Here is a 17,643-nt window from a genome sequence, read left to right on the forward strand (position 1 = left end):
GTGGGCTGCGTGGATTTAGAAGGTACGAACCTTGGGTGGTACCGACGGCACGGTCAGCGGCTTGAGTTGCACGGGCTTGTACTCGAGGCTGTTGGCGGCGCTGTACCACAGCGTGTGCTTGAGCCAGTCGATGTCATTGCGGCCCAGTGGGTACTTGGGATCATCGGCGGGGTGTTCGTAGTCGTCCACAGTGTGGGCGCCACGGCATTCCTTGCGGGCGGCGGCCGAGACCATCGTCGCTTGTGCCACTTCGATCAGATTGGCCACTTCCAGTGCTTCCATGCGGGCGGTGTTCCAGACCTTGGACTTATCCTTCAAGGTTACGCCACCAACGCGGGCGCGGATGTCGGCAATCTTCTTGACCCCTTCGTCCATGCTCTTTTGTGTACGGAACACGCCGGCGTGCAGTTGCATGCAGGCGCGGATGTCATTGGCCACGTCCTGCGCGTATTCACCGCTGCTCGACTCGTCGAGCTTGTTCAGGCGCGACAGCGAGAAGTCCGATGCGTTCTCAGGCATGGGCTTGAATTCGCCATAGCCGTTGACGTAGTTGACGATGTGCTTGCCGGCCGACTTGCCAAAGACCAGCAGGTCCAGCAGCGAGTTCGTGCCCAGGCGGTTGGCACCGTGCACCGACACGCAGGAGCATTCGCCCACCGCGTACAGGCCGTTGACAACCTTGTTTTCCTGACCGTCCCAGACAACGACCTGGCCGTTGATGTTCGTGGGGATGCCACCCATCTGGTAGTGGATCGTAGGCACCACAGGAATCGGCTCCTTGGTGATGTCCACGTTCGCGAAGTTGTGGCCGATTTCTTCCACCGACGGCAGGCGCTTGCGGATGGTTTCTGCACCCAGGTGGGTCATGTCCAGCAGGATGTAGTCCTTGTTCGGACCGCAGCCACGGCCTTCCTTGATCTCCTGGTCCATCGAGCGCGAGACGAAGTCGCGCGGAGCCAGGTCCTTCAAGGTGGGCGCATAGCGCTCCATGAAGCGCTCGCCGTCGCTGTTGCGCAAAATGGCGCCTTCACCACGGCAGCCTTCGGTCAGCAGCACGCCCGCGCCGGCCACGCCGGTGGGGTGGAACTGCCAGAACTCCATGTCCTGCAGCGGGATGCCTGCACGTGCAGCCATGCCCAGGCCATCGCCGGTGTTGATGAAGGCGTTGGTCGAGGCCTGGAAGATGCGGCCTGCACCGCCGGTGGCCAGCAGCACTGCCTTGGCGTGCAGCTCATACAGATCGCCGGTTTCCAGCTCCAGCGCGGTCACGCCAATGACGTCACCGGATTCGTCACGGATCAGGTCCAGTGCCATCCACTCGACGAAGAAGTTGGTCTTGGACTTGACGTTCTGCTGGTACAGCGTGTGCAGCATCGCGTGGCCGGTACGGTCAGCGGCAGCGCAGGCGCGTTGCACCGGCTTTTCGCCGTGGTTGGCGGTGTGGCCGCCAAACGGGCGCTGGTAGATCGTGCCGTCGGGGTTGCGGTCGAAAGGCATGCCGAAATGTTCCAGCTCGTACACCACCTTGGGTGCTTCGCGGCACATGAACTCGATCGCATCCTGGTCACCGAGCCAGTCCGAGCCCTTGATGGTGTCGTAGAAGTGCCATTCCCAGTTGTCGGGCGACATGTTGCCCAGCGAGGCAGACACGCCACCTTGCGCTGCCACAGTGTGCGAGCGTGTGGGGAAAACCTTGGACAAGGCGGCCACGGACAGGCCGGCCTTGGACAGTTCCAGCGCAGCGCGCAGGCCCGATCCGCCAGCGCCGATGATGACGACATCAAACTTGCGCTTGGTGATGTTCTCTTTTGTATAGCTCATTGTTCTCTTTCAATCGCGGGTATCACAGACGCCACAGAACCTGGAGGCCCCAGCCGAGGCAGCCGACCAGCCAGACCAGCACGAAAATCTGCATCACCAGGCGCAGGCCGACGGGTTGGATGTAGTCCATGAAGATTTCACGCATGCCGACCCAGGCGTGGTAGGCCAGCGCGACGAGCGTGCCCACGGTGATGAACTTCATCCACTGGTGGGCGAAGATGCCTGCCCACTGTTCGTAGCCGATGGGGCCTTTGATCATCAGCACCTGCACCAGCAGGGCCACGGTGAACAGGGCCATCAGCAGACCGGTCACGCGCTGGGCCAGCCAGTCGCGCAAACCGTAGTGGGCACCTGTCACGACACGTTTGGAGCCGTAATTGACGGACATGGGGAATCCTTTCTATTTATCAGTGAATGCAGTCGTGGGCGATCAGTACAGGCCAAACAGCTTGGCGCCCAGGATGGCCGTCAGCGCCAGGCTGATGACAAAGCAGGCGAGCGCCGAGTTCTTGCCGAATTCCTTGTTGACCGCCTTGTGCGAGACGTCCATCCAGATGTGGCGCAGGCCGGCGCAGAAGTGGTGCAGGTAGGACCAGATCAGCGCCAGCACGGCAAGCTTGATGAACCAGCCCGGGAAGATGCCAGCGCCGGTGTTGAAGGCGGCGGTGAAGCGGGCGTAGGAGAACTCGGAGGAGATCGAGGTGTCGAGCAGCCAGATCACGAAAGGCAGCAGGAAGAACATGACCAGACCACTGACGCGGTGCAGGATCGACAGCTTGCCGGCCAGCGGCAAGCGGTAGGTGGTGAGGTCCGACAAAGGGTTGATATTGCGAAACTCGGGCCGCTTCTTCGTGGTATCTGTCATGGTGTGAAAACTTTCGTGGATGTAACTGCTATGTAATCGCTAGGCGCAAACCTGCAAAATTTTATTGCAATGCAGCGCGCAGGTCTAAGGGTTTCTCTTTAACCCCGTGGTGACTACTCTGACTTGACCGGTGCATTAGCTCAGGGTATTGCTGTAATGGTGGGTGTCCGTCCGATAAAGACCTCGTCGTAATTCCATGGGAACATCGTTATAGGTGTAAGCAACGCGCTCCACGCTGAGCAATGGGGTGTGCGCATCGACATCGAGCAGTTGGGCCTGGGCGGCATCGGGCAGCACGGCGCGCAGTTTTTCCTGGGCGCGCACCATGCGTACACCGTATTCCACCTCGAACATGGCATAGGTGGCGCCGGGGTAGTCGCGCATCTGCTCGGCCGACAGGCCCTTGAAGCTGCTGCTGGGCAACCAGATGTCTTCGACAATCGTCGGAATGCCTGCGAACACCAGCACGCGCCGCACGTGGATCAGCGATTCACCCGTGGGCACCTGCAGCAGCTTGCAGATCTCGCTGGGGCCCTTGATGCTGCGGCAGGAGATGATGTTGCGCTGGGCAGGGCCTTCCTCATTGAGGTCGCCACTGTCGGGCAGGAGCCGCAGGAAACGGTACTGCACATTGCGCTCGGCATGGGTGGCCACAAAGGTACCCTTGCCCTGGCGGCGCAGCAGCAGGTTCTCGGCGGCCAGTTCGTCGATGGCCTTGCGCACGGTGCCCTGGCTGACGCGGTAGCGCGCTGCCAGCTCCATCTCGCTGGGGATCATTTCGCCGGGTTTCCAGGCGCCAGCCTCCAGGCTTTGCAGGATCAGGCCCTTGATCTGCTGGTAGAGCGGACTGAAAGCAGGGGTCGCACCACCCACACTGTCGCCAGCGGACGGGATGCCGGTGTCGTTTGCATTGGGGGTGGAAGATGTCATGCGCTTGTCTTGGGAGAGATTCAATCTCTCGGGTGTCACGGTGGATGTGACATCCAACGGTTCAAAATTACAGCGCGCATTGTATAGCGCATCAGAGGCCAATCATATCTTATATAAGACATAAGACAAATTGACTGAGTGATCTGTTCAAGAGTACACTTACGCGCTGTTTACAGACCTGCCATCGGGGCCTCCCGATCGCTGATTCCAGTCGTTTGACACGTTCTCCGATGCTGGCCTGCTTGGACACCTCATTTCTATTTTCTGGAGTTTTCCCATGAGCAAGAAGCCCGTACGTGTCGCCGTTACCGGTGCCGCTGGTCAAATCGGTTATGCCCTGTTGTTCCGCATCGCGTCGGGCGAAATGCTGGGCAAGGACCAGCCTGTCATCCTGCAACTGCTGGAAATTCCTGACGAAAAGGCACAGAACGCGCTCAAGGGCGTGATCATGGAGCTGGAAGACTGCGCTTTCCCTCTGCTGGCCGGTATCGAAGCCCACAGCGACCCGCTGCAGGCATTCAAGGACACCGACTACGCACTGCTCGTGGGCGCCCGTCCTCGCGGCCCAGGCATGGAGCGCGCTGACCTGCTGGCTGCCAATGCCCAGATCTTCACCGCCCAAGGCAAGGCCCTGAACGCTGTCGCTTCGCGCAACGTCAAGGTGCTGGTGGTGGGCAACCCTGCCAACACCAATGCCTACATCGCGATGAAGTCGGCTCCGGACCTGCCCGCGAAGAACTTCACCGCCATGCTGCGCCTGGACCACAACCGCGCTGCTTCCCAACTGGCTGCCAAGGGCGGCTTCAAGGTGGGCGACATCCGCAAGCTGACCGTCTGGGGCAACCACTCGCCAACGATGTACGCCGACTACCGTTTCGCCACCGTGGACGGCAAGTCGGTCAAGGAAGCGATCAACGACCAGACCTGGAACAAGGACGTGTTCCTGCCCACCGTGGGCAAGCGTGGCGCCGCCATCATTGCCGCTCGTGGCCTGTCGTCGGCAGCATCGGCTGCCAACGCCGCCATCGACCACATGCGTGACTGGGCCCTGGGCTCGGCGGGCGAATGGGTGACCATGGGCGTGCCTTCGAATGGCGAATACGGCATTCCTGCCGGCATCATCTTCGGCTTCCCCGTGACCACCGAAAACGGCGAATACAAGATCGTCGAAGGCCTGGAAATCGACGCGTTCTCGCAAGAATGCATCGACAAGACCCTGGCTGAGCTGCAAGGCGAGCAGGACGGCGTCAAGCACCTGCTGTAATCCAAGGCCGACCCGCATGCTTGCATGGAATGCCCAGCTCTACAGCCGGTTCGAGGACGAGCGCACGCGCCCGGCCGCCGAGCTGCTGGCGCGCGTGGCCCTGCCCGACGATGCCGCCTATGTGGTGGATCTGGGCTGCGGGCCGGGCAATTCCACCGAGCTGCTGGCCCAGCGCTTCGTGCATGCACGGGTGCTGGGTGTCGACCAGTCGCAAGACATGCTGGCCGCTGCGCGCCAGCGTCTTGCGCATGTGCATTTTGAGCAGGGTGACATCGCCCATTGGCAGGCTCCACTGCACAACGGGCGTTTGCCCGACCTGATTTTTGCCAATGCGGCCCTGCAATGGGTGCCGGACCACGCGCAGCTGCTGCCCCGCTTGATGGGCATGCTGGCGCCCGGCGGCGTACTGGCCGTGCAGATGCCGGACAACCGCGATGAGCCCACCCACCGCCTGATGCGTGAAGTGGCAGCGCTGCAGCCCTGGGCTGCAGAGATCGGCGATCCGCATGCGTTGCGCACGGATTTGCTGTCTTTGAATGATTACTACGATGTGTTGGCCCGTGGTGCGCAGGTGGATGCCTGGCGTACGGCGTACCAGCACCCAATGGACAGTGCGGAGGCGATTGTCCAATGGGTTCGTGGCACCGGTCTGCGGCCGTTTCTCCAGCCTCTGCGTGCCGAGCTGCAAACCAGCTTTGTGGCCGAATACACGCGCCGCATCGATGCTGCCTACAGCCTGCGCAGCGATGGCCGGCGCCTGCTGGCCTTTCCCCGCTTGTTTTTGGTGGCCCGCCGCCCCATCTGACGATCAGTAGCCATGAGTGTTTCCGCCATCCATCCTGCACAGGTACTGCTCGGCGCCCAGTCCGGGGCCCTGGCATTGCCGGTCTGCGACCACTACAGCGGTGTTGAAGACCGCATGCGCAAGAGCCTGGCCTTGCAGGCGCAGATGATGGAAGAGTTTGGCCGCTGCGTGTTCGATGTGACCCTGGATTGTGAAGACGGCGCGGCCGTCGGCCAGGAAAAGGCCCATGCCCAGCTGGTCGCCTCGCTCGCCAAGAGCGCTGCGCCCGGTGCCCGTGTCGCGGCCCGCGTGCATGCGGCCGACCACGCGGCGCTGGCCGAAGACATCGCCACCATCGCCGGTGAGGCAGGCGAGCAGCTGTGCCACATCATGGTGCCCAAGGTCGAGTCGGTCGATGACATCGACAAGGTCGACCGCTTGCTGCAGGCGGCCACCAGCACCCCGGTGCCGCTGCATGCGCTGATCGAGTCGCCCCAGGCGGTGCACCGCGCGTTCGAGATTGCGGCCCACCCCCGTGTGCAGAGCATCAGCTTTGGCCTGATGGATTTTGTCTCTGCCCATGGCGGCGCCATCCCTTCGAGCGCGATGGGCGTGCAAGGCCAGTTCACGCATCCGCTGGTGCTGCGCGCCAAGCTGGAGATCGCCGCCGCCTGCCACGCCTACGGCAAGGTGCCGTCGCACTGCGTGGTGACCGAGTTCAAGAATCCCGATGCGATGGAGCAGGCAGCCCGCCGCGCCTATGGCGAGCTGGGCTACACCCGCATGTGGAGCATCCACCCCGCGCAGATCCGGCCCATCCTGCAGGCCTTCGCGCCGACGCAGAGCCAGGTCGATGAAGCGGCCCGCATCGTGCGGGCGGCGGCAGACGCGCAATGGGCGCCGATCAGCGTCGATGGTGTCTTGCATGACCGTGCAAGTTATCGTTACTTTTGGCAAATTTTGGAGCGTGCTGCGCAGACGGGTTGTCCGTTGCCGGGTACAGTGCGGGAGTGGCTGTAACCATCCGGGTCCAGCCCTTTTCCTGTTTCTTGCGTTGTATCGCGGGAGTTGTTATGAAAAATCGCGTGATTTCTTTGTTGGTCTTGGTTCCTGCATTGACTCTGGCCATGGGCAGTGTGCAGGCGCAAGAGAAAAAGGCTGCCAAGCCAGCGGCTGCCAAAACCACTGCGGCCAAGAAGGCACCGGCCAAAAAGGCCCCTGCCAAGCGTGCCGCCACTGCCAAAAAGGGTGCTGCGGTCGCCGCGGGCGCCGGCGCCGCCACTGCGGCCGCCGCCATTCCCGCCCAGCAGACGCTGACCCCTGCTGAACTGGCCATCGCCGAGCAGGTCTACCAGGGCCGCATCAACTGCGAGCTGGGCGCCTCGATCAATATCGCCAAGGACTCGGTCAACCCCGGCTACTTCTTCGTTGAAGGCAAGGGCTTCAAGTACCACATGGCACCGGTGTCCACCTCCACCGGCACCATCCGCCTGGAAGACCAGCACGCCGGCGCCATGTGGCTGCAGGTGGCCAACAAGTCCATGCTGATCAACCGCAAGCTCGGTCAGCGTCTGGCCGACGAGTGCATGAGCCCCGAGCAGAACCAGGTTGCCGAAGCCATCAAGAAAAACCCACCTGCCGCACTGTTTGAAGGCAACGGCCGCTGATAAGAACAGCGGCGCGGATGCCCGACGCCTTGCGAGCGCCCCACCATTGAAATAGAGAACCGGAGAACGTATGTTGAAAGCCTACCGCGACCATGTGACTGAGCGTGCCGCTCTGGGCATCCCCCCACTGCCGCTGGATGCAAAGCAGGTCGCTGACTTGATCGAGCTGATCAAGAACCCGCCTGCCGGTGAAGAAGCATTTCTGCTCGATCTGCTGACCCACCGCGTGCCGCCAGGCGTGGACGATGCCGCCAAGGTCAAGGCTTCCTTCCTGGCTGCCGTGGCACACGGCGACCTGAAAGTGGCGCTGATCTCCAAGGCCAAGGCCACCGAGCTGCTGGGCACGATGGTAGGTGGTTACAACGTTCATCCGCTGATCGAGCTGCTCGATGACGCAGACGTGGCAGCCGTGGCTGCCGATGCGCTCAAGAAGACGCTGCTGATGTTCGACTTCTTCAATGACGTCGCCGACAAGGCCAAGGCCGGCAATGCCAAGGCCAAGGAAGTGATGCAAAGCTGGGCCGATGCCGAGTGGTTCACGTCGCGCCCCGAAGTCGAGAAGAAGATCACCGTCACCGTGTTCAAGGTGCCCGGTGAGACCAACACCGACGACCTGTCGCCCGCACCGGATGCCTGGAGCCGTCCCGACATCCCGCTGCACTACCTGGCGATGCTGAAGAACACGCGCCCTGACGCGGCCTTCAAGCCCGAGGAAGATGGCAAGCGCGGCCCGATGCAGTTCATCGAAGAGCTCAAGAAGAAGGGCAACCTGGTTGCCTACGTCGGCGACGTGGTCGGCACCGGTTCTTCGCGCAAGTCTGCTACCAACTCCATCATCTGGGGCACGGGCGTGGACATTCCCTTTGTGCCCAACAAGCGCTTTGGTGGCGTGACCCTGGGTGGCAAGATCGCTCCGATCTTCTTCAACACGCAGGAAGACTCCGGCGCGCTGCCGATCGAGGTGGACGTCTCCAAGCTGGAGATGGGCGATGTCATCGATGTGCTGCCCTACGACGGCAAGATCGTCAAGAACGGCGAGACCATCGCCGAGTTCTCGCTCAAGAGCGATGTGCTGCTCGACGAAGTGCGTGCCGGCGGCCGTATCAACCTGATCATCGGCCGCTCGCTGACGGCCAAGGCGCGTGAAGCGCTGGGCCTGCCCGCGTCCACCGTGTTCCGTCTGCCCCAGGCGCCTGCCGAATCCAAGGCCGGCTTCACCCTGGCGCAAAAGATGGTCGGCCGTGCGGTCGGTTTGCCAGAAGGCCAGGGCGTGCGCCCCGGTACCTACTGCGAACCGCGCATGACCACCGTGGGCTCGCAGGACACCACCGGCCCGATGACCCGTGACGAGCTGAAAGACCTGGCCTGCCTGGGCTTCTCCGCCGACATGGTGATGCAGTCCTTCTGCCACACGGCGGCCTACCCCAAGCCGGTGGACGTCAAGACCCACCGCGAACTGCCCAACTTCATCAGCAACCGCGGCGGCGTGGCCCTGCGCCCGGGTGACGGCGTGATCCACAGCTGGCTCAACCGCCTGTTGCTGCCCGACACCGTCGGCACCGGCGGTGACTCGCACACCCGTTTCCCTATCGGTATCTCGTTCCCAGCAGGCTCGGGCCTGGTGGCCTTCGGTGCCGCGACCGGCGTGATGCCGCTGGACATGCCTGAATCGGTGCTGGTGCGCTTCAAGGGCGAAATGCAGCCGGGCGTGACCTTGCGCGATCTGGTGCACGCGATTCCGCTGTACGCGATCAAGGCCGGTCTGCTGACCGTCGCCAAGGCCGGCAAGATCAACGAGTTCTCCGGCCGCATCCTGGAAATCGAAGGCCTGCCCAACCTGAAGGTGGAGCAAGCGTTCGAGCTGTCCGACGCGTCGGCCGAGCGCTCTGCCGCTGGCTGCACGATCAAGCTCAACCCCGAGCCGATCAAGGAATACCTGACCTCGAACATCGTTCTGATGAAGAACATGATCGCCGACGGTTATGCCGATGCCAAGACCCTGCAGCGCCGTATCGAGAAAGTGGAAGCCTGGCTGGCCAAGCCCGATCTGCTCGAAGCCGACAAGGACGCCGAGTACGCGCACATCATCGAGATCGACCTGGCCGACATCAAGGAGCCTATCGTCTGCTGCCCCAACGATCCGGATGACGCCAAATTCCTGTCCGAGGTGGCCGGCACCAAGATCGATGAGGCCTTCATCGGTTCGTGCATGACCAACATCGGCCACTTCCGTGCTGCAGCCAAGCTGCTGGGCGGCCAGCGTGACATCCCTGTCAAGCTGTGGGTGGCACCGCCCACCAAGATGGACCAGAGCGAACTGATCAAGGAAGGCCACTACGCCGCCTTTGGTACCGCGGGTGCCCGTACCGAAATGCCCGGCTGCTCGCTGTGCATGGGCAACCAGGCCCAGGTGCGTGAAGGCGCCACGGTGATCTCGACCTCGACCCGCAACTTCCCCAACCGTCTGGGCAAGAACACCAATGTGTTCCTGGGCTCGGCCGAGCTGGCTGCGATCGCATCGCGCATCGGCAAGCTGCCGACCAAGGAAGAGTACCTGAAGGAAATGGGCGTGATCGATGCCGACAAGGCCTCCGTCTACCGCTACATGAACTTCAACGAAATCTCGGAATACGCCGAGGTGGCCGAGAAGATCTAAGCCTTTTGGCCCAAGTGCAGGGGTTTGCAGCCTCTGCCCTTCCAACCCGCTTCGGCGGGTTTTTTTTATGCCATGTATTTAGGTTTTGCGTGCTGCCCCGTGCAAAAAAAGCGGAGGTATGCACAATGTTCGCTGGCCGCAGGCTGACGCCTGTGCGTCTGCAGGCCTGGCATGCCAGGTTTATTTGCCCAAGTTTTGAAATGCCCGACGGGAGAAATGAGTCCGATGAAGATGTGGAAATATGTGGTGGCGCTGCTGGTGCCTGGAGTGATGGCCAGTGCCAGCCTGGCGCAAGTGCAGGATGGCGCCACGGACAGCGCCGCCTCTGCCGAGGTCACCAGCGCGCAGGCGACGCCCTGTGAAGGCGCCGTGATGTATGCACTGGACAACTGGTACCAGGTGCAGCGCTGCGAAAGCGCAGGTTTTTTGCGGGCCGATGAAACCGCCCAGAGCAGCGCCGATTTTCTGGCCGCGCACCAGGGCATCGAGCAGGATGTGCGCAGCCAAAGCCGGCGTGCGCAACAAGCGCTGGCCTTGGCCGGCGCCAGTCCCTGGGACTGGAATGACCCGGGCAACCGCAGTACGCTGGAAAACCTCTGCCGCGACACCTTGCAGTCGCAAAAGCGCATGGTGAGCGAGCCCAGCTGGCGGGAATCACTCAGCTGCGCGCGCTGATCAACGCACAGCGGGCAGGGCGTACAAGCGCCAAACGCCCGCCTTTGTAGGGAAGCCTTGAGCAGCCTTTGATGCAAGGCTGCCCAAGCCGAGAGGGCCGGGGGATCCTCTGCAAAACCCTCGCCAAGCGGGATGGGCGCGGATCGGGATGAGCCGCAAGGCGTCTTTCGCAGTCAATAGCGAGCTATTGACAAGGAAGACAACGCAGCGGATCGCCCGAGACCGCGTTCAGACCACGGCAGGGAGTTTTGTAGAGGGTCCCTAACCCAGGCGCACGTCGAAGTACGCCTCTTCGACGCCAATCCCCTGAAAGCCTGCCTGCCGTGCCTTGTCAAAGGCCTTGAGCCAGGCGCGTGCCAGCACCTCTTGGCGGGCAGAGATCTCGCCGCCTTCGGCAGCATCGGTGTAGGCACTCAGCGCTTCCAGCATGTCTTGCTCATCGGGGAAAAACTTGCCGATCTCTCTGGCAAAGCGCGCTTCGGCGCGGTGCTTGAGGGCGGGATCAATGCCGTGGCAATCCTGCAGGCTGATGGCGATCGGGGTAGAGACTTCCATAGATTAGATGACTGTTTAAATAAACAGTGCTTAGTATCTCTGTTAACTGTTTATTTGTACAGGTTTTTATCATCGGCCTCTGCATGGGTGTGGCCGGGGACGGACGCGCGCATGCACTCGCGGTCTGGGATTGCACCCTCGCCGAGGCCGGTTTTGCACAGCACGGATACAATACGCCCCCCTGAGTCCAGGAACCTGCGTGGTTCTCGGGCCATTTTTTCGTAGCCATGGGTTCCCTCGCCCCCATTGACCAAAAAGGAATGTCATGAACTCCGCTCATGCCGTGCAGACCCCTGCATCTCGCGTGCCCTTCTATCTGTCCTTGCTGGTGGCCTTCCATATCGCCATCGTCATCGCCAGCAACTACCTGGTGCAGCTGCCCATCTCGCTGTTTGGTTTTCACAGCACCTGGGGGGCCTTCAGCTTTCCCTTCATCTTTCTGGCAACCGATCTGACCGTGCGTCTGATTGGCAAGGCCGAGGCGCGCCGCGTCATCACCCGGGCCATGCTGCCTGCGTTGCTGGTGTCCTATATCGTCGGCGTCATCTTCCATGAAGGGCGCTTCAACGGCTGGGAGGCCCTGCAGACCTTCAACAGCTTTGTGTTCCGCATTGCGCTGGCCAGCTTTGCCGCCTATGTGCTGGGCCAGCTGCTCGACATCCAGGTGTTTGACCGCATCCGCCAAAAGAGCCATGCCTGGTGGATGGCGCCCGCTGCCGCCTCGGTGTTTGGCCAGGCGCTCGATACCGCTGCCTTTTTCTCCATCGCCTTCTGGCGCAGTGCCGATCCCTTCATGGCCGCCAACTGGGTGGAGATCGCGCTGGTGGACTATGTCATCAAGCTGGCCGTGAGCCTGCTGCTGTTTGTGCCCGCCTATGGCGTGGTACTGGCCGCGCTGGTGCGCTCGATGCGCATGCCGACGGCGCCTGCTGCGGCATCCTGAATGTCTTTGGCAGGTGCCAGCGCCTGAGGGGGCTCTGGGCTATATGCTGCAATGACAAAGGCCGCCAGATACTGGCGGCCTTTTTGCATGGGCGCGGCGTAGCTTCAGGTCTGGCTTTGCAGGTAGTTGGGCAGGCCCATCATGTTGATCAGGCCGAGCTGCTTTTCCAGCCAGTAGGCGTGGTCCTCTTCGGTATCGCGCAGCTGGGCCAGCAGAATGTCGCGGCTCACATAGTCGCTGTGCTTCTCGCACAGTTCCATGCCCTGGCGCAGGCCGGCGCGCACTTCGTATTCGGTGTCCAGGTCCTTTTGCAGCATCTCGGGCACGGTGGCGCCGGGCGTGAATTCCTTGGGGCGCATATCGGGACGGCCACCGAGCATCAGGATGCGGCGCAGCAGCGCATCGGCGTGCTGGGTTTCTTCCTGCATCTCATGGTCCAGGCGGGTGAACAGCTTGCTGAAGCCCTGGTCTTCGTAAATGCGCGAGTGGGCAAAGTACTGGTCGCGTGCGGCCAACTCGCCACGCAGCAGGTCCTTGAGGTAATCGACGACGTCGGGATGGCCTTGCATGTTCTTGTTCTCGGTAAAGTTTGCGAAGCCTGCAGTATCGCGTGTCTGTGTGGCCTTGGTTGCGAGAGCAGCCAAATGCCCATGCACCACCGCTCTGGATGCGGGCCGTAAGCAGATGCATTCGCATTGCCTGTGCCGCCTGCGCGGACGATGCCCGGGGCTGGGACGCAGCGGTTCTGGCAAGATCAGGGGTTTTGAAGGGAGCGAGCATGAACCCATCCGACGCCTGGCAAGCGCAGGTCCACCCCATCGACCCGGCGGTGCGCGCCAGCATCGAGGCCAAACTGGCGCAGATCGAGATCGAGCACCAGGTGCGCATCCTGTTTGCCTGCGAGTCCGGCAGCCGGGGCTGGGGTTTTGCCTCGCCCGACAGTGACTACGATGTGCGCTTCATCTACGCGCCGCGCCTGCCGTGGTACCTGAGCGTCAGCGAGCAGCGCGATGTGATCGAGCTGCCGATCTCCGATGTGTTCGATGTCAATGGCTGGGAGCTGCGCAAGGCGCTGGGCCTGCTCAAAAAGGGCAATGCCACCTTGATCGAATGGTTTGATTCGCCGGTGGTCTACCAGGCCGATCCGCTGTTTGTCGCCGACATGCGTGCCGCCATCGAGCGCGTGCACCTGCCCGAGCGCACGCACTACCACTACCTGCACATGGCGCGCAAGAACTACCGCGAGTACCTGCAGGGCGAGACGGTGCGGCTCAAAAAGTACCTGTATGTGCTGCGCCCGCTGCTGGCCTGCCTGTGGGTGTCCGAAGGCCGGGGCGTGGCGCCGATGCGCTTTCAGGATCTGGTCGATGGCACGGTCGCCGATCCGGCGGTGCTCGACGCGATTGCGGCGCTGCTGGTGGTCAAGCGTGCGGCCAAGGAGTCCGAGCATGGCCCCGCAATGCCGGTGCTCAATGCCTTTATCGAGACCACGTTGGCGCAGCTGGAAGCCGCACCGGCGCCGCAGACGCCGAGCGTGGACTTTGCGCCGCTTGATGACTTGCTGCTGCGCACCGTGCTCAGCGGCCACACGGGCTGATCAAGCGCCTTGCGCCACTGCCTGCACGGCCGATTGCAGGCTGAGCAGCAGCTTGTGCACCAAAGGGTTGTCGGGCTGGCTGCGCCAGACGGCCAGCAGCTCGGACTGCGGCTGCTCGCCCATCAGCGGGATGAACACCACATCGGGCATGCCCACACGCTGCAGCGCGGCCGGCACAATGGCCGAGCCCTGGCCCAGCGACACCAGCGACAGCACCGACAGCCAGTGCCGCACCTCATGCCGCACCTCGGGCGCAAAGCCATGGGCCATGCACATCTGGTAGATGCGCTGGTGGTAGAGCGGAGAGACGGCGCTGGAAAACAGCACCAGGCGATCATGCCTGAGCTGTGCCAAATCCAGCACCGCATGGCCGGCCAGCGGATGCTGGCGCGGCAGGCAGGCCACAAAGGGCTCTTGCATCAGCAACTGGCTGTGCAGGCCTTCGGGCAGCATCACCGAATGCACCAGGCCCATGTCCAGCTCGGCCTGCTGCAGGCCCAGCAGCTGCTCGGCGCTGTTGAGCTCGCGCATGTCGATGCGCACCTGTGGATGCGCATTCTGAAAATGGGCCAGCGCCTGGGGCACGCCCCGGTACAGCGCCGAGCCCACAAAGCCCAGGCGCAGATGGCCGCTTACGCCCTGGCCCACATCCCGCGTTTCCTGCACGGCCTGCCCGGCCAGCGCCAGCAGCTGGCGTGCGCGTGGCAGCAGATGGGCGCCGGCAGCGGTCAGGCGCACGCCCTTGCTGCTGCGCTCGAACAGCGCGGCGCCAATTTCTTCCTCCAGCTGGCGGATCGCGACCGACAGCGGCGGCTGCGAAATGGACAGGCGCTGGGCTGCACGGCTGAAGTGCAGCTCTTCGGCCAGGGTTGCGAAGTAGTTCAGCAGCCGCAGCTCCATGGGGTGCTCCTAACTATATTTAATACGTATCGATAAAGATTTTAATAATATTTGACGCGAATAGCATCGGCTGCTGAAATGGCGCAAAACCTCGCGACCAGAGCGCGAACCCACGCATAAAACACGCGTAACCACGCGGACCGGCAGCGCACTCCGTCCCGAGCGCAGCCCCGCCAGTCCCGCCATCAGGAGACCCGCATGTCCGCACCGGACCCATCCCAGCGCAGCGCCATCGCGCAGGTGGCACACGCCCATGACCACCCCGTGCCCGATCGCCACGGCAGCAATTTCTACAGCACCGACCCGGCTTTGCAGCAGCTGCTGCAGCTTTACCTGCCCGCCGATCTGCTGGCCCATCTGCAGCCCTATCTGCAGCGCATGGGCGAGCTGGCCGGCGGCCGCATCGACGAGCTGGCCAGCATTGCCGACAAGAACCCGCCCACCCTGGAGCACCGCAGCCGCGCCGGTCAAGACCGCCAGCGCATCATCAAGCACCCGGCCTATGAAGAGCTGGAGCGCATCGCCTATGGCGAATTCGGGCTGCAGGCGATCTCGCACCGCGACGACATGCTGGGCTGGCAGGGCAAGATGCCGCCCATCGTCAAATATGCGCTGACCTACCTGTTCGTGCAGTCCGAGTTTGGCCTGTGCTGCCCCTTGTCGATGACCGACTCGCTGACCCGCACGTTGAAGAAATTCGGTGCGCCGGAGCTGGTCGCCAAGTACCTGCCGCAGCTGCTGTCGCTGGACTGGGACAGCCAGGCCCAGGGCGCCATGTTCATGACCGAGCAGGCCGCCGGCTCCGACATCTCCAATACCCAGACCCTGGCGCAACCGCAGGCCGACGGCAGCTGGCGGGTGACGGGCGACAAGTGGTTCTGCTCCAACCCCGATGCCGAGTTTGCGATGGTGCTGGCCCGTGTCGACGGCGCACCCGCTGGCATGAAGGGCATTTCGCTGTTCCTGCTGCCCCGCCAGCTCGATGACGGCAGCCAGAACCACTACCGCATCATCCGCCTCAAGGACAAGCTGGGCACCAAGTCAATGGCCAGCGGCGAGATCCGCATGGAAGGCGCGATGGCCTACCTGATTGGCGAGCAGGGCCGGGGCTTTGTGCAGATGGCCGACATGGTCAACAACTCGCGCCTGTCCAACGGCGTGCGCTCGGCCGGCATGATGCGCCGCGCTGTCGCCGAAGCCGAGTTTGTGGCCAGCGAGCGCGTGGCCTTTGGCAAGCGCCTGCAGGACATGCCGCTGATGCAGCGCCAGCTGGACAAGCTGCGCGTGCCCGCCGAGCAGGCGCGGTCGATGGTGTTCCAGACCGCGCAGACCCTGATGCGCTCGGACGCGGGCGACAAGGAGGCCTATGCGCTGCTGCGCATCCTGACGCCGATGATCAAGTTCCGCGCCTGCCGCGATGCGCGCAAGGTGACCGGTGACGCGATGGAAGTGCGCGGCGGCTGCGGCTACATCGAGGAATGGACGGATCCCCGCCTGGTGCGCGATGCGCACCTGGGCTCCATCTGGGAAGGCACCAGCAATATCGTCGCGCTCGATGTTGTGCGCGCCATCCAGCGTGAAGGCTCGCTGCCGGTGCTGCAGGCCTACCTGCAAGGCCTGCTGGCGGACTGCCGCACCAGTGCCGGCTACCGCCAGGCGCTGGATGCCGCACTGGCCCGCGCCAGTGCGCTGGCCGAGCGTGCCGCGCAAGACGGCGGCGCGGTGCTGGCCCGCCAGGCCGCCACCGGTCTGTACAACTGCACCACCGCCATTGCGATGGCCTGGGAAGCCGGCCAGATCGCATCGGCCGAGCGCCTGCGCCTGTCGCAACTGGTGCTGCTGCACCGGGTGCTGCCGCGCGACCCGCTGGCCAGCGAGTCCATTCCGCAAGAGTGGCTGGCCTGATTTGCCTGTCCGCAGACCGGTGCCGATGCCGAGATCAACACGCAGGCACCAGACCTGCATTCCTGAATCCATGGAGACAAAATGCAAAAATTTTCGTTGAACGCGGCCGCGCTCGCCCTCGCTTGCCTGGGTGGCCTGGGTATGGCATCGGCGCAGGCCGCTGACAAGTTTCCCGACCGCCCGATCATGTTCACCGTGCCTTTCCCGCCCGGTGGCCCCACCGATGCGATGGCCCGCATTCTGGCGACGGAGCTGACGCGCGAGCTGGGCCAGAGCGTGGTGGTGGAAAACCGCGCGGGCGCGGGCGGCAATATCGGCGCCGAGTATGTGGCGCGCGCCAAGCCCGATGGCTACACCATCATGTTCGGCACCTCGGGCCCGCTGGCGATCAACAAGAGCCTGTACAAGTCGATCAGCTACGACCCGCGCACCAGCTACGCGCCCATCATCTATGTGGGCTACCTGCCCAATATCCTGGTCGTCAAGGCGAGCCTGCCGGCCGACAACGTGCAGGGCCTGATCGCGCTGGACAAGGCCCATCCGGGCAAGCTCAATTTCGCGTCGTCGGGCAATGGCGCTTCGTCGCACCTGGCCGGGGTCCTGTTCAACAACCTGGCCGGCACCAAGCTGCAGCACATCCCTTACAAGGGCACGGGCCCGGCGCTCAATGATTTGCTGGCGGGACAGGTCGACATGAGCTTTACGGATATCCTCACGGCCATGCCCTATATCAAGGCAGGCAAGGTCAAGCCGCTGGGCGTCGCCACCGCGCGCCGCTCCAGCGCCTTGCCCGACATTCCCACCGTGGCCGAGCAGGGCATGGCCGGGTATGACGTGAGTGTCTTCTTCGGTGTTGTGGCTCCCAAGGGCACGCCGCCCGAGCGTGTGCAGGTGCTCAACCAGGCCTTCTCCAAGGCGCTGGATTCGGACAGTGTGAAAAAGGCCTTTGCCGCGCAGGGCCTGGAGGCATCACCCGATCGCTCGCCTGCCTACCTGGGGCGCTTCATCGCCACCGAAGTGGACAAGTGGCAGGCAGTGGTTCAGCAGTCGGGTGTGACGCTGGACTGACCCAACGGAAAAC

General features: G+C 63.1%; 17 protein-coding genes. 10 read left to right on the top strand and 7 right to left on the bottom strand.

Going from position 1 to position 17,643, the window contains the following annotated elements; genetic code table 11:
- Window positions 1-15 precede the first annotated feature (15 nt).
- The 4 genes from sdhA to ACCQ08_RS19065 form a co-directional block, all read right to left on the bottom strand.
- Window positions 16-1,821, bottom strand: coding sequence for a succinate dehydrogenase flavoprotein subunit (gene sdhA / locus ACCQ08_RS19050; protein ID WP_239808938.1), 1,806 nt, complete (start codon window positions 1,819-1,821; stop codon window positions 16-18).
- 22 nt (window positions 1,822-1,843) lie between these two features.
- The gene (sdhD, locus tag ACCQ08_RS19055; RefSeq protein WP_239808937.1) at window positions 1,844-2,209 is read right to left on the bottom strand and encodes a succinate dehydrogenase, hydrophobic membrane anchor protein; all 366 of its coding nucleotides are present in this window, start codon (window positions 2,207-2,209) and stop codon (window positions 1,844-1,846) included.
- 42 nt (window positions 2,210-2,251) lie between these two features.
- On the bottom strand, window positions 2,252-2,686 hold the full coding sequence (gene sdhC, locus ACCQ08_RS19060; RefSeq protein ID WP_312415071.1) for a succinate dehydrogenase, cytochrome b556 subunit: 435 nt from the start codon (window positions 2,684-2,686) through the stop codon (window positions 2,252-2,254).
- Between the two features lie 135 nt (window positions 2,687-2,821).
- Entirely contained in the window at window positions 2,822-3,616 is a 795-nt protein-coding gene (locus ACCQ08_RS19065) for a GntR family transcriptional regulator (protein WP_239808935.1), read from the bottom strand.
- A gap of 277 nt (window positions 3,617-3,893) precedes the next feature.
- Here ACCQ08_RS19065 and ACCQ08_RS19070 point away from each other — a divergent pair, with 277 nt between their 5' ends.
- The 6 genes from ACCQ08_RS19070 to ACCQ08_RS19095 all read left to right on the top strand — a co-directional run bounded on the left by ACCQ08_RS19070 (window position 3,894) and on the right by ACCQ08_RS19095 (window position 10,662).
- The gene (locus ACCQ08_RS19070) at window positions 3,894-4,880 is read left to right on the top strand and encodes a malate dehydrogenase (protein ID WP_230774505.1); all 987 of its coding nucleotides are present in this window, start codon (window positions 3,894-3,896) and stop codon (window positions 4,878-4,880) included.
- A 16-nt stretch (window positions 4,881-4,896) separates the two neighbouring features.
- Window positions 4,897-5,685: a trans-aconitate 2-methyltransferase gene (gene tam / locus ACCQ08_RS19075; RefSeq protein WP_373450664.1), complete on the top strand. Its 789-nt coding sequence runs from the start codon at window positions 4,897-4,899 to the stop codon at window positions 5,683-5,685.
- A 12-nt stretch (window positions 5,686-5,697) separates the two neighbouring features.
- Window positions 5,698-6,684: a CoA ester lyase gene (locus ACCQ08_RS19080; protein WP_373450665.1), complete on the top strand. Its 987-nt coding sequence runs from the start codon at window positions 5,698-5,700 to the stop codon at window positions 6,682-6,684.
- 53 nt (window positions 6,685-6,737) lie between these two features.
- Complete coding sequence (locus ACCQ08_RS19085) at window positions 6,738-7,331, top strand: hypothetical protein (protein WP_239808932.1); 594 nt, start codon at window positions 6,738-6,740, stop codon at window positions 7,329-7,331.
- Window positions 7,332-7,401: 70 nt separating this feature from the next.
- Window positions 7,402-9,987, top strand: coding sequence for a bifunctional aconitate hydratase 2/2-methylisocitrate dehydratase (gene acnB, locus ACCQ08_RS19090; RefSeq protein ID WP_239808931.1), 2,586 nt, complete (start codon window positions 7,402-7,404; stop codon window positions 9,985-9,987).
- A 225-nt stretch (window positions 9,988-10,212) separates the two neighbouring features.
- Window positions 10,213-10,662, top strand: a complete 450-nt coding sequence (locus ACCQ08_RS19095; protein ID WP_373450666.1) for a hypothetical protein — start codon at window positions 10,213-10,215, stop codon at window positions 10,660-10,662.
- A 261-nt stretch (window positions 10,663-10,923) separates the two neighbouring features.
- Here ACCQ08_RS19095 and ACCQ08_RS19100 read toward each other — a convergent pair whose 3' ends face one another.
- Window positions 10,924-11,217 carry a hypothetical protein gene (locus ACCQ08_RS19100; RefSeq protein ID WP_239808929.1) on the bottom strand — a complete coding sequence of 98 codons (294 nt, stop codon included), beginning with the start codon at window positions 11,215-11,217 and terminating at the stop codon, window positions 10,924-10,926.
- Between the two features lie 265 nt (window positions 11,218-11,482).
- On the opposite strand from ACCQ08_RS19100, the gene ACCQ08_RS19105 reads away from it, so the two are divergent.
- A complete protein-coding gene (locus ACCQ08_RS19105) occupies window positions 11,483-12,160 on the top strand; it encodes a 7-cyano-7-deazaguanine/7-aminomethyl-7-deazaguanine transporter (protein WP_239808928.1) in 678 nt (225 codons plus the stop codon).
- A gap of 104 nt (window positions 12,161-12,264) precedes the next feature.
- On the opposite strand, the gene bfr is transcribed toward ACCQ08_RS19105, so the two are convergent.
- Window positions 12,265-12,729 (bottom strand): bacterioferritin, encoded by a 465-nt coding sequence (gene bfr / locus ACCQ08_RS19110; RefSeq protein ID WP_312415092.1) that lies wholly within the window; start codon window positions 12,727-12,729, stop codon window positions 12,265-12,267.
- A 209-nt stretch (window positions 12,730-12,938) separates the two neighbouring features.
- Between bfr and ACCQ08_RS19115 the strand changes: the two genes are divergently transcribed.
- Entirely contained in the window at window positions 12,939-13,757 is an 819-nt protein-coding gene (locus ACCQ08_RS19115) for a nucleotidyltransferase domain-containing protein (protein ID WP_312463495.1), read from the top strand.
- Here the strand turns inward: ACCQ08_RS19115 and ACCQ08_RS19120 are convergent, their stop codons facing one another.
- Window positions 13,758-14,657 (bottom strand): LysR substrate-binding domain-containing protein, encoded by a 900-nt coding sequence (locus ACCQ08_RS19120; RefSeq protein ID WP_373450667.1) that lies wholly within the window; start codon window positions 14,655-14,657, stop codon window positions 13,758-13,760.
- Between the two features lie 198 nt (window positions 14,658-14,855).
- Here ACCQ08_RS19120 and ACCQ08_RS19125 point away from each other — a divergent pair, with 198 nt between their 5' ends.
- Window positions 14,856-16,562 carry an acyl-CoA dehydrogenase family protein gene (locus tag ACCQ08_RS19125; protein ID WP_373450668.1) on the top strand — a complete coding sequence of 569 codons (1,707 nt, stop codon included), beginning with the start codon at window positions 14,856-14,858 and terminating at the stop codon, window positions 16,560-16,562.
- A 141-nt stretch (window positions 16,563-16,703) separates the two neighbouring features.
- On the top strand, window positions 16,704-17,630 hold the full coding sequence (locus ACCQ08_RS19130) for a tripartite tricarboxylate transporter substrate binding protein (protein ID WP_312463500.1): 927 nt from the start codon (window positions 16,704-16,706) through the stop codon (window positions 17,628-17,630).
- Window positions 17,631-17,643: the final 13 nt, after the last annotated feature.

The sequence above is a fragment of the Comamonas sp. SY3 genome (genome assembly GCF_041730275.1).
GTDB lineage: Bacteria > Pseudomonadota > Gammaproteobacteria > Burkholderiales > Burkholderiaceae_C > Comamonas > Comamonas sediminis.

What these genes read in the sequence shown, in the direction of transcription:
- sdhA (WP_239808938.1), bottom strand. Translation starts at nt 1,821, where the DNA reads ATGAGCTATACAAAAGAGAACATCACCAAGCGCAAGTTTGATGTCGTC.
- sdhD (WP_239808937.1), bottom strand. Translation starts at nt 2,209, where the DNA reads ATGTCCGTCAATTACGGCTCCAAACGTGTCGTGACAGGTGCCCACTAC.
- sdhC (WP_312415071.1), bottom strand. Translation starts at nt 2,686, where the DNA reads ATGACAGATACCACGAAGAAGCGGCCCGAGTTTCGCAATATCAACCCT.
- ACCQ08_RS19065 (WP_239808935.1), bottom strand. Translation starts at nt 3,616, where the DNA reads ATGACATCTTCCACCCCCAATGCAAACGACACCGGCATCCCGTCCGCT.
- ACCQ08_RS19070 (WP_230774505.1), top strand. Translation starts at nt 3,894, where the DNA reads ATGAGCAAGAAGCCCGTACGTGTCGCCGTTACCGGTGCCGCTGGTCAA.
- tam (WP_373450664.1), top strand. Translation starts at nt 4,897, where the DNA reads ATGCTTGCATGGAATGCCCAGCTCTACAGCCGGTTCGAGGACGAGCGC.
- ACCQ08_RS19080 (WP_373450665.1), top strand. Translation starts at nt 5,698, where the DNA reads ATGAGTGTTTCCGCCATCCATCCTGCACAGGTACTGCTCGGCGCCCAG.
- ACCQ08_RS19085 (WP_239808932.1), top strand. Translation starts at nt 6,738, where the DNA reads ATGAAAAATCGCGTGATTTCTTTGTTGGTCTTGGTTCCTGCATTGACT.
- acnB (WP_239808931.1), top strand. Translation starts at nt 7,402, where the DNA reads ATGTTGAAAGCCTACCGCGACCATGTGACTGAGCGTGCCGCTCTGGGC.
- ACCQ08_RS19095 (WP_373450666.1), top strand. Translation starts at nt 10,213, where the DNA reads ATGAAGATGTGGAAATATGTGGTGGCGCTGCTGGTGCCTGGAGTGATG.
- ACCQ08_RS19100 (WP_239808929.1), bottom strand. Translation starts at nt 11,217, where the DNA reads ATGGAAGTCTCTACCCCGATCGCCATCAGCCTGCAGGATTGCCACGGC.
- ACCQ08_RS19105 (WP_239808928.1), top strand. Translation starts at nt 11,483, where the DNA reads ATGAACTCCGCTCATGCCGTGCAGACCCCTGCATCTCGCGTGCCCTTC.
- bfr (WP_312415092.1), bottom strand. Translation starts at nt 12,729, where the DNA reads ATGCAAGGCCATCCCGACGTCGTCGATTACCTCAAGGACCTGCTGCGT.
- ACCQ08_RS19115 (WP_312463495.1), top strand. Translation starts at nt 12,939, where the DNA reads ATGAACCCATCCGACGCCTGGCAAGCGCAGGTCCACCCCATCGACCCG.
- ACCQ08_RS19120 (WP_373450667.1), bottom strand. Translation starts at nt 14,657, where the DNA reads ATGGAGCTGCGGCTGCTGAACTACTTCGCAACCCTGGCCGAAGAGCTG.
- ACCQ08_RS19125 (WP_373450668.1), top strand. Translation starts at nt 14,856, where the DNA reads ATGTCCGCACCGGACCCATCCCAGCGCAGCGCCATCGCGCAGGTGGCA.
- ACCQ08_RS19130 (WP_312463500.1), top strand. Translation starts at nt 16,704, where the DNA reads ATGGCATCGGCGCAGGCCGCTGACAAGTTTCCCGACCGCCCGATCATG.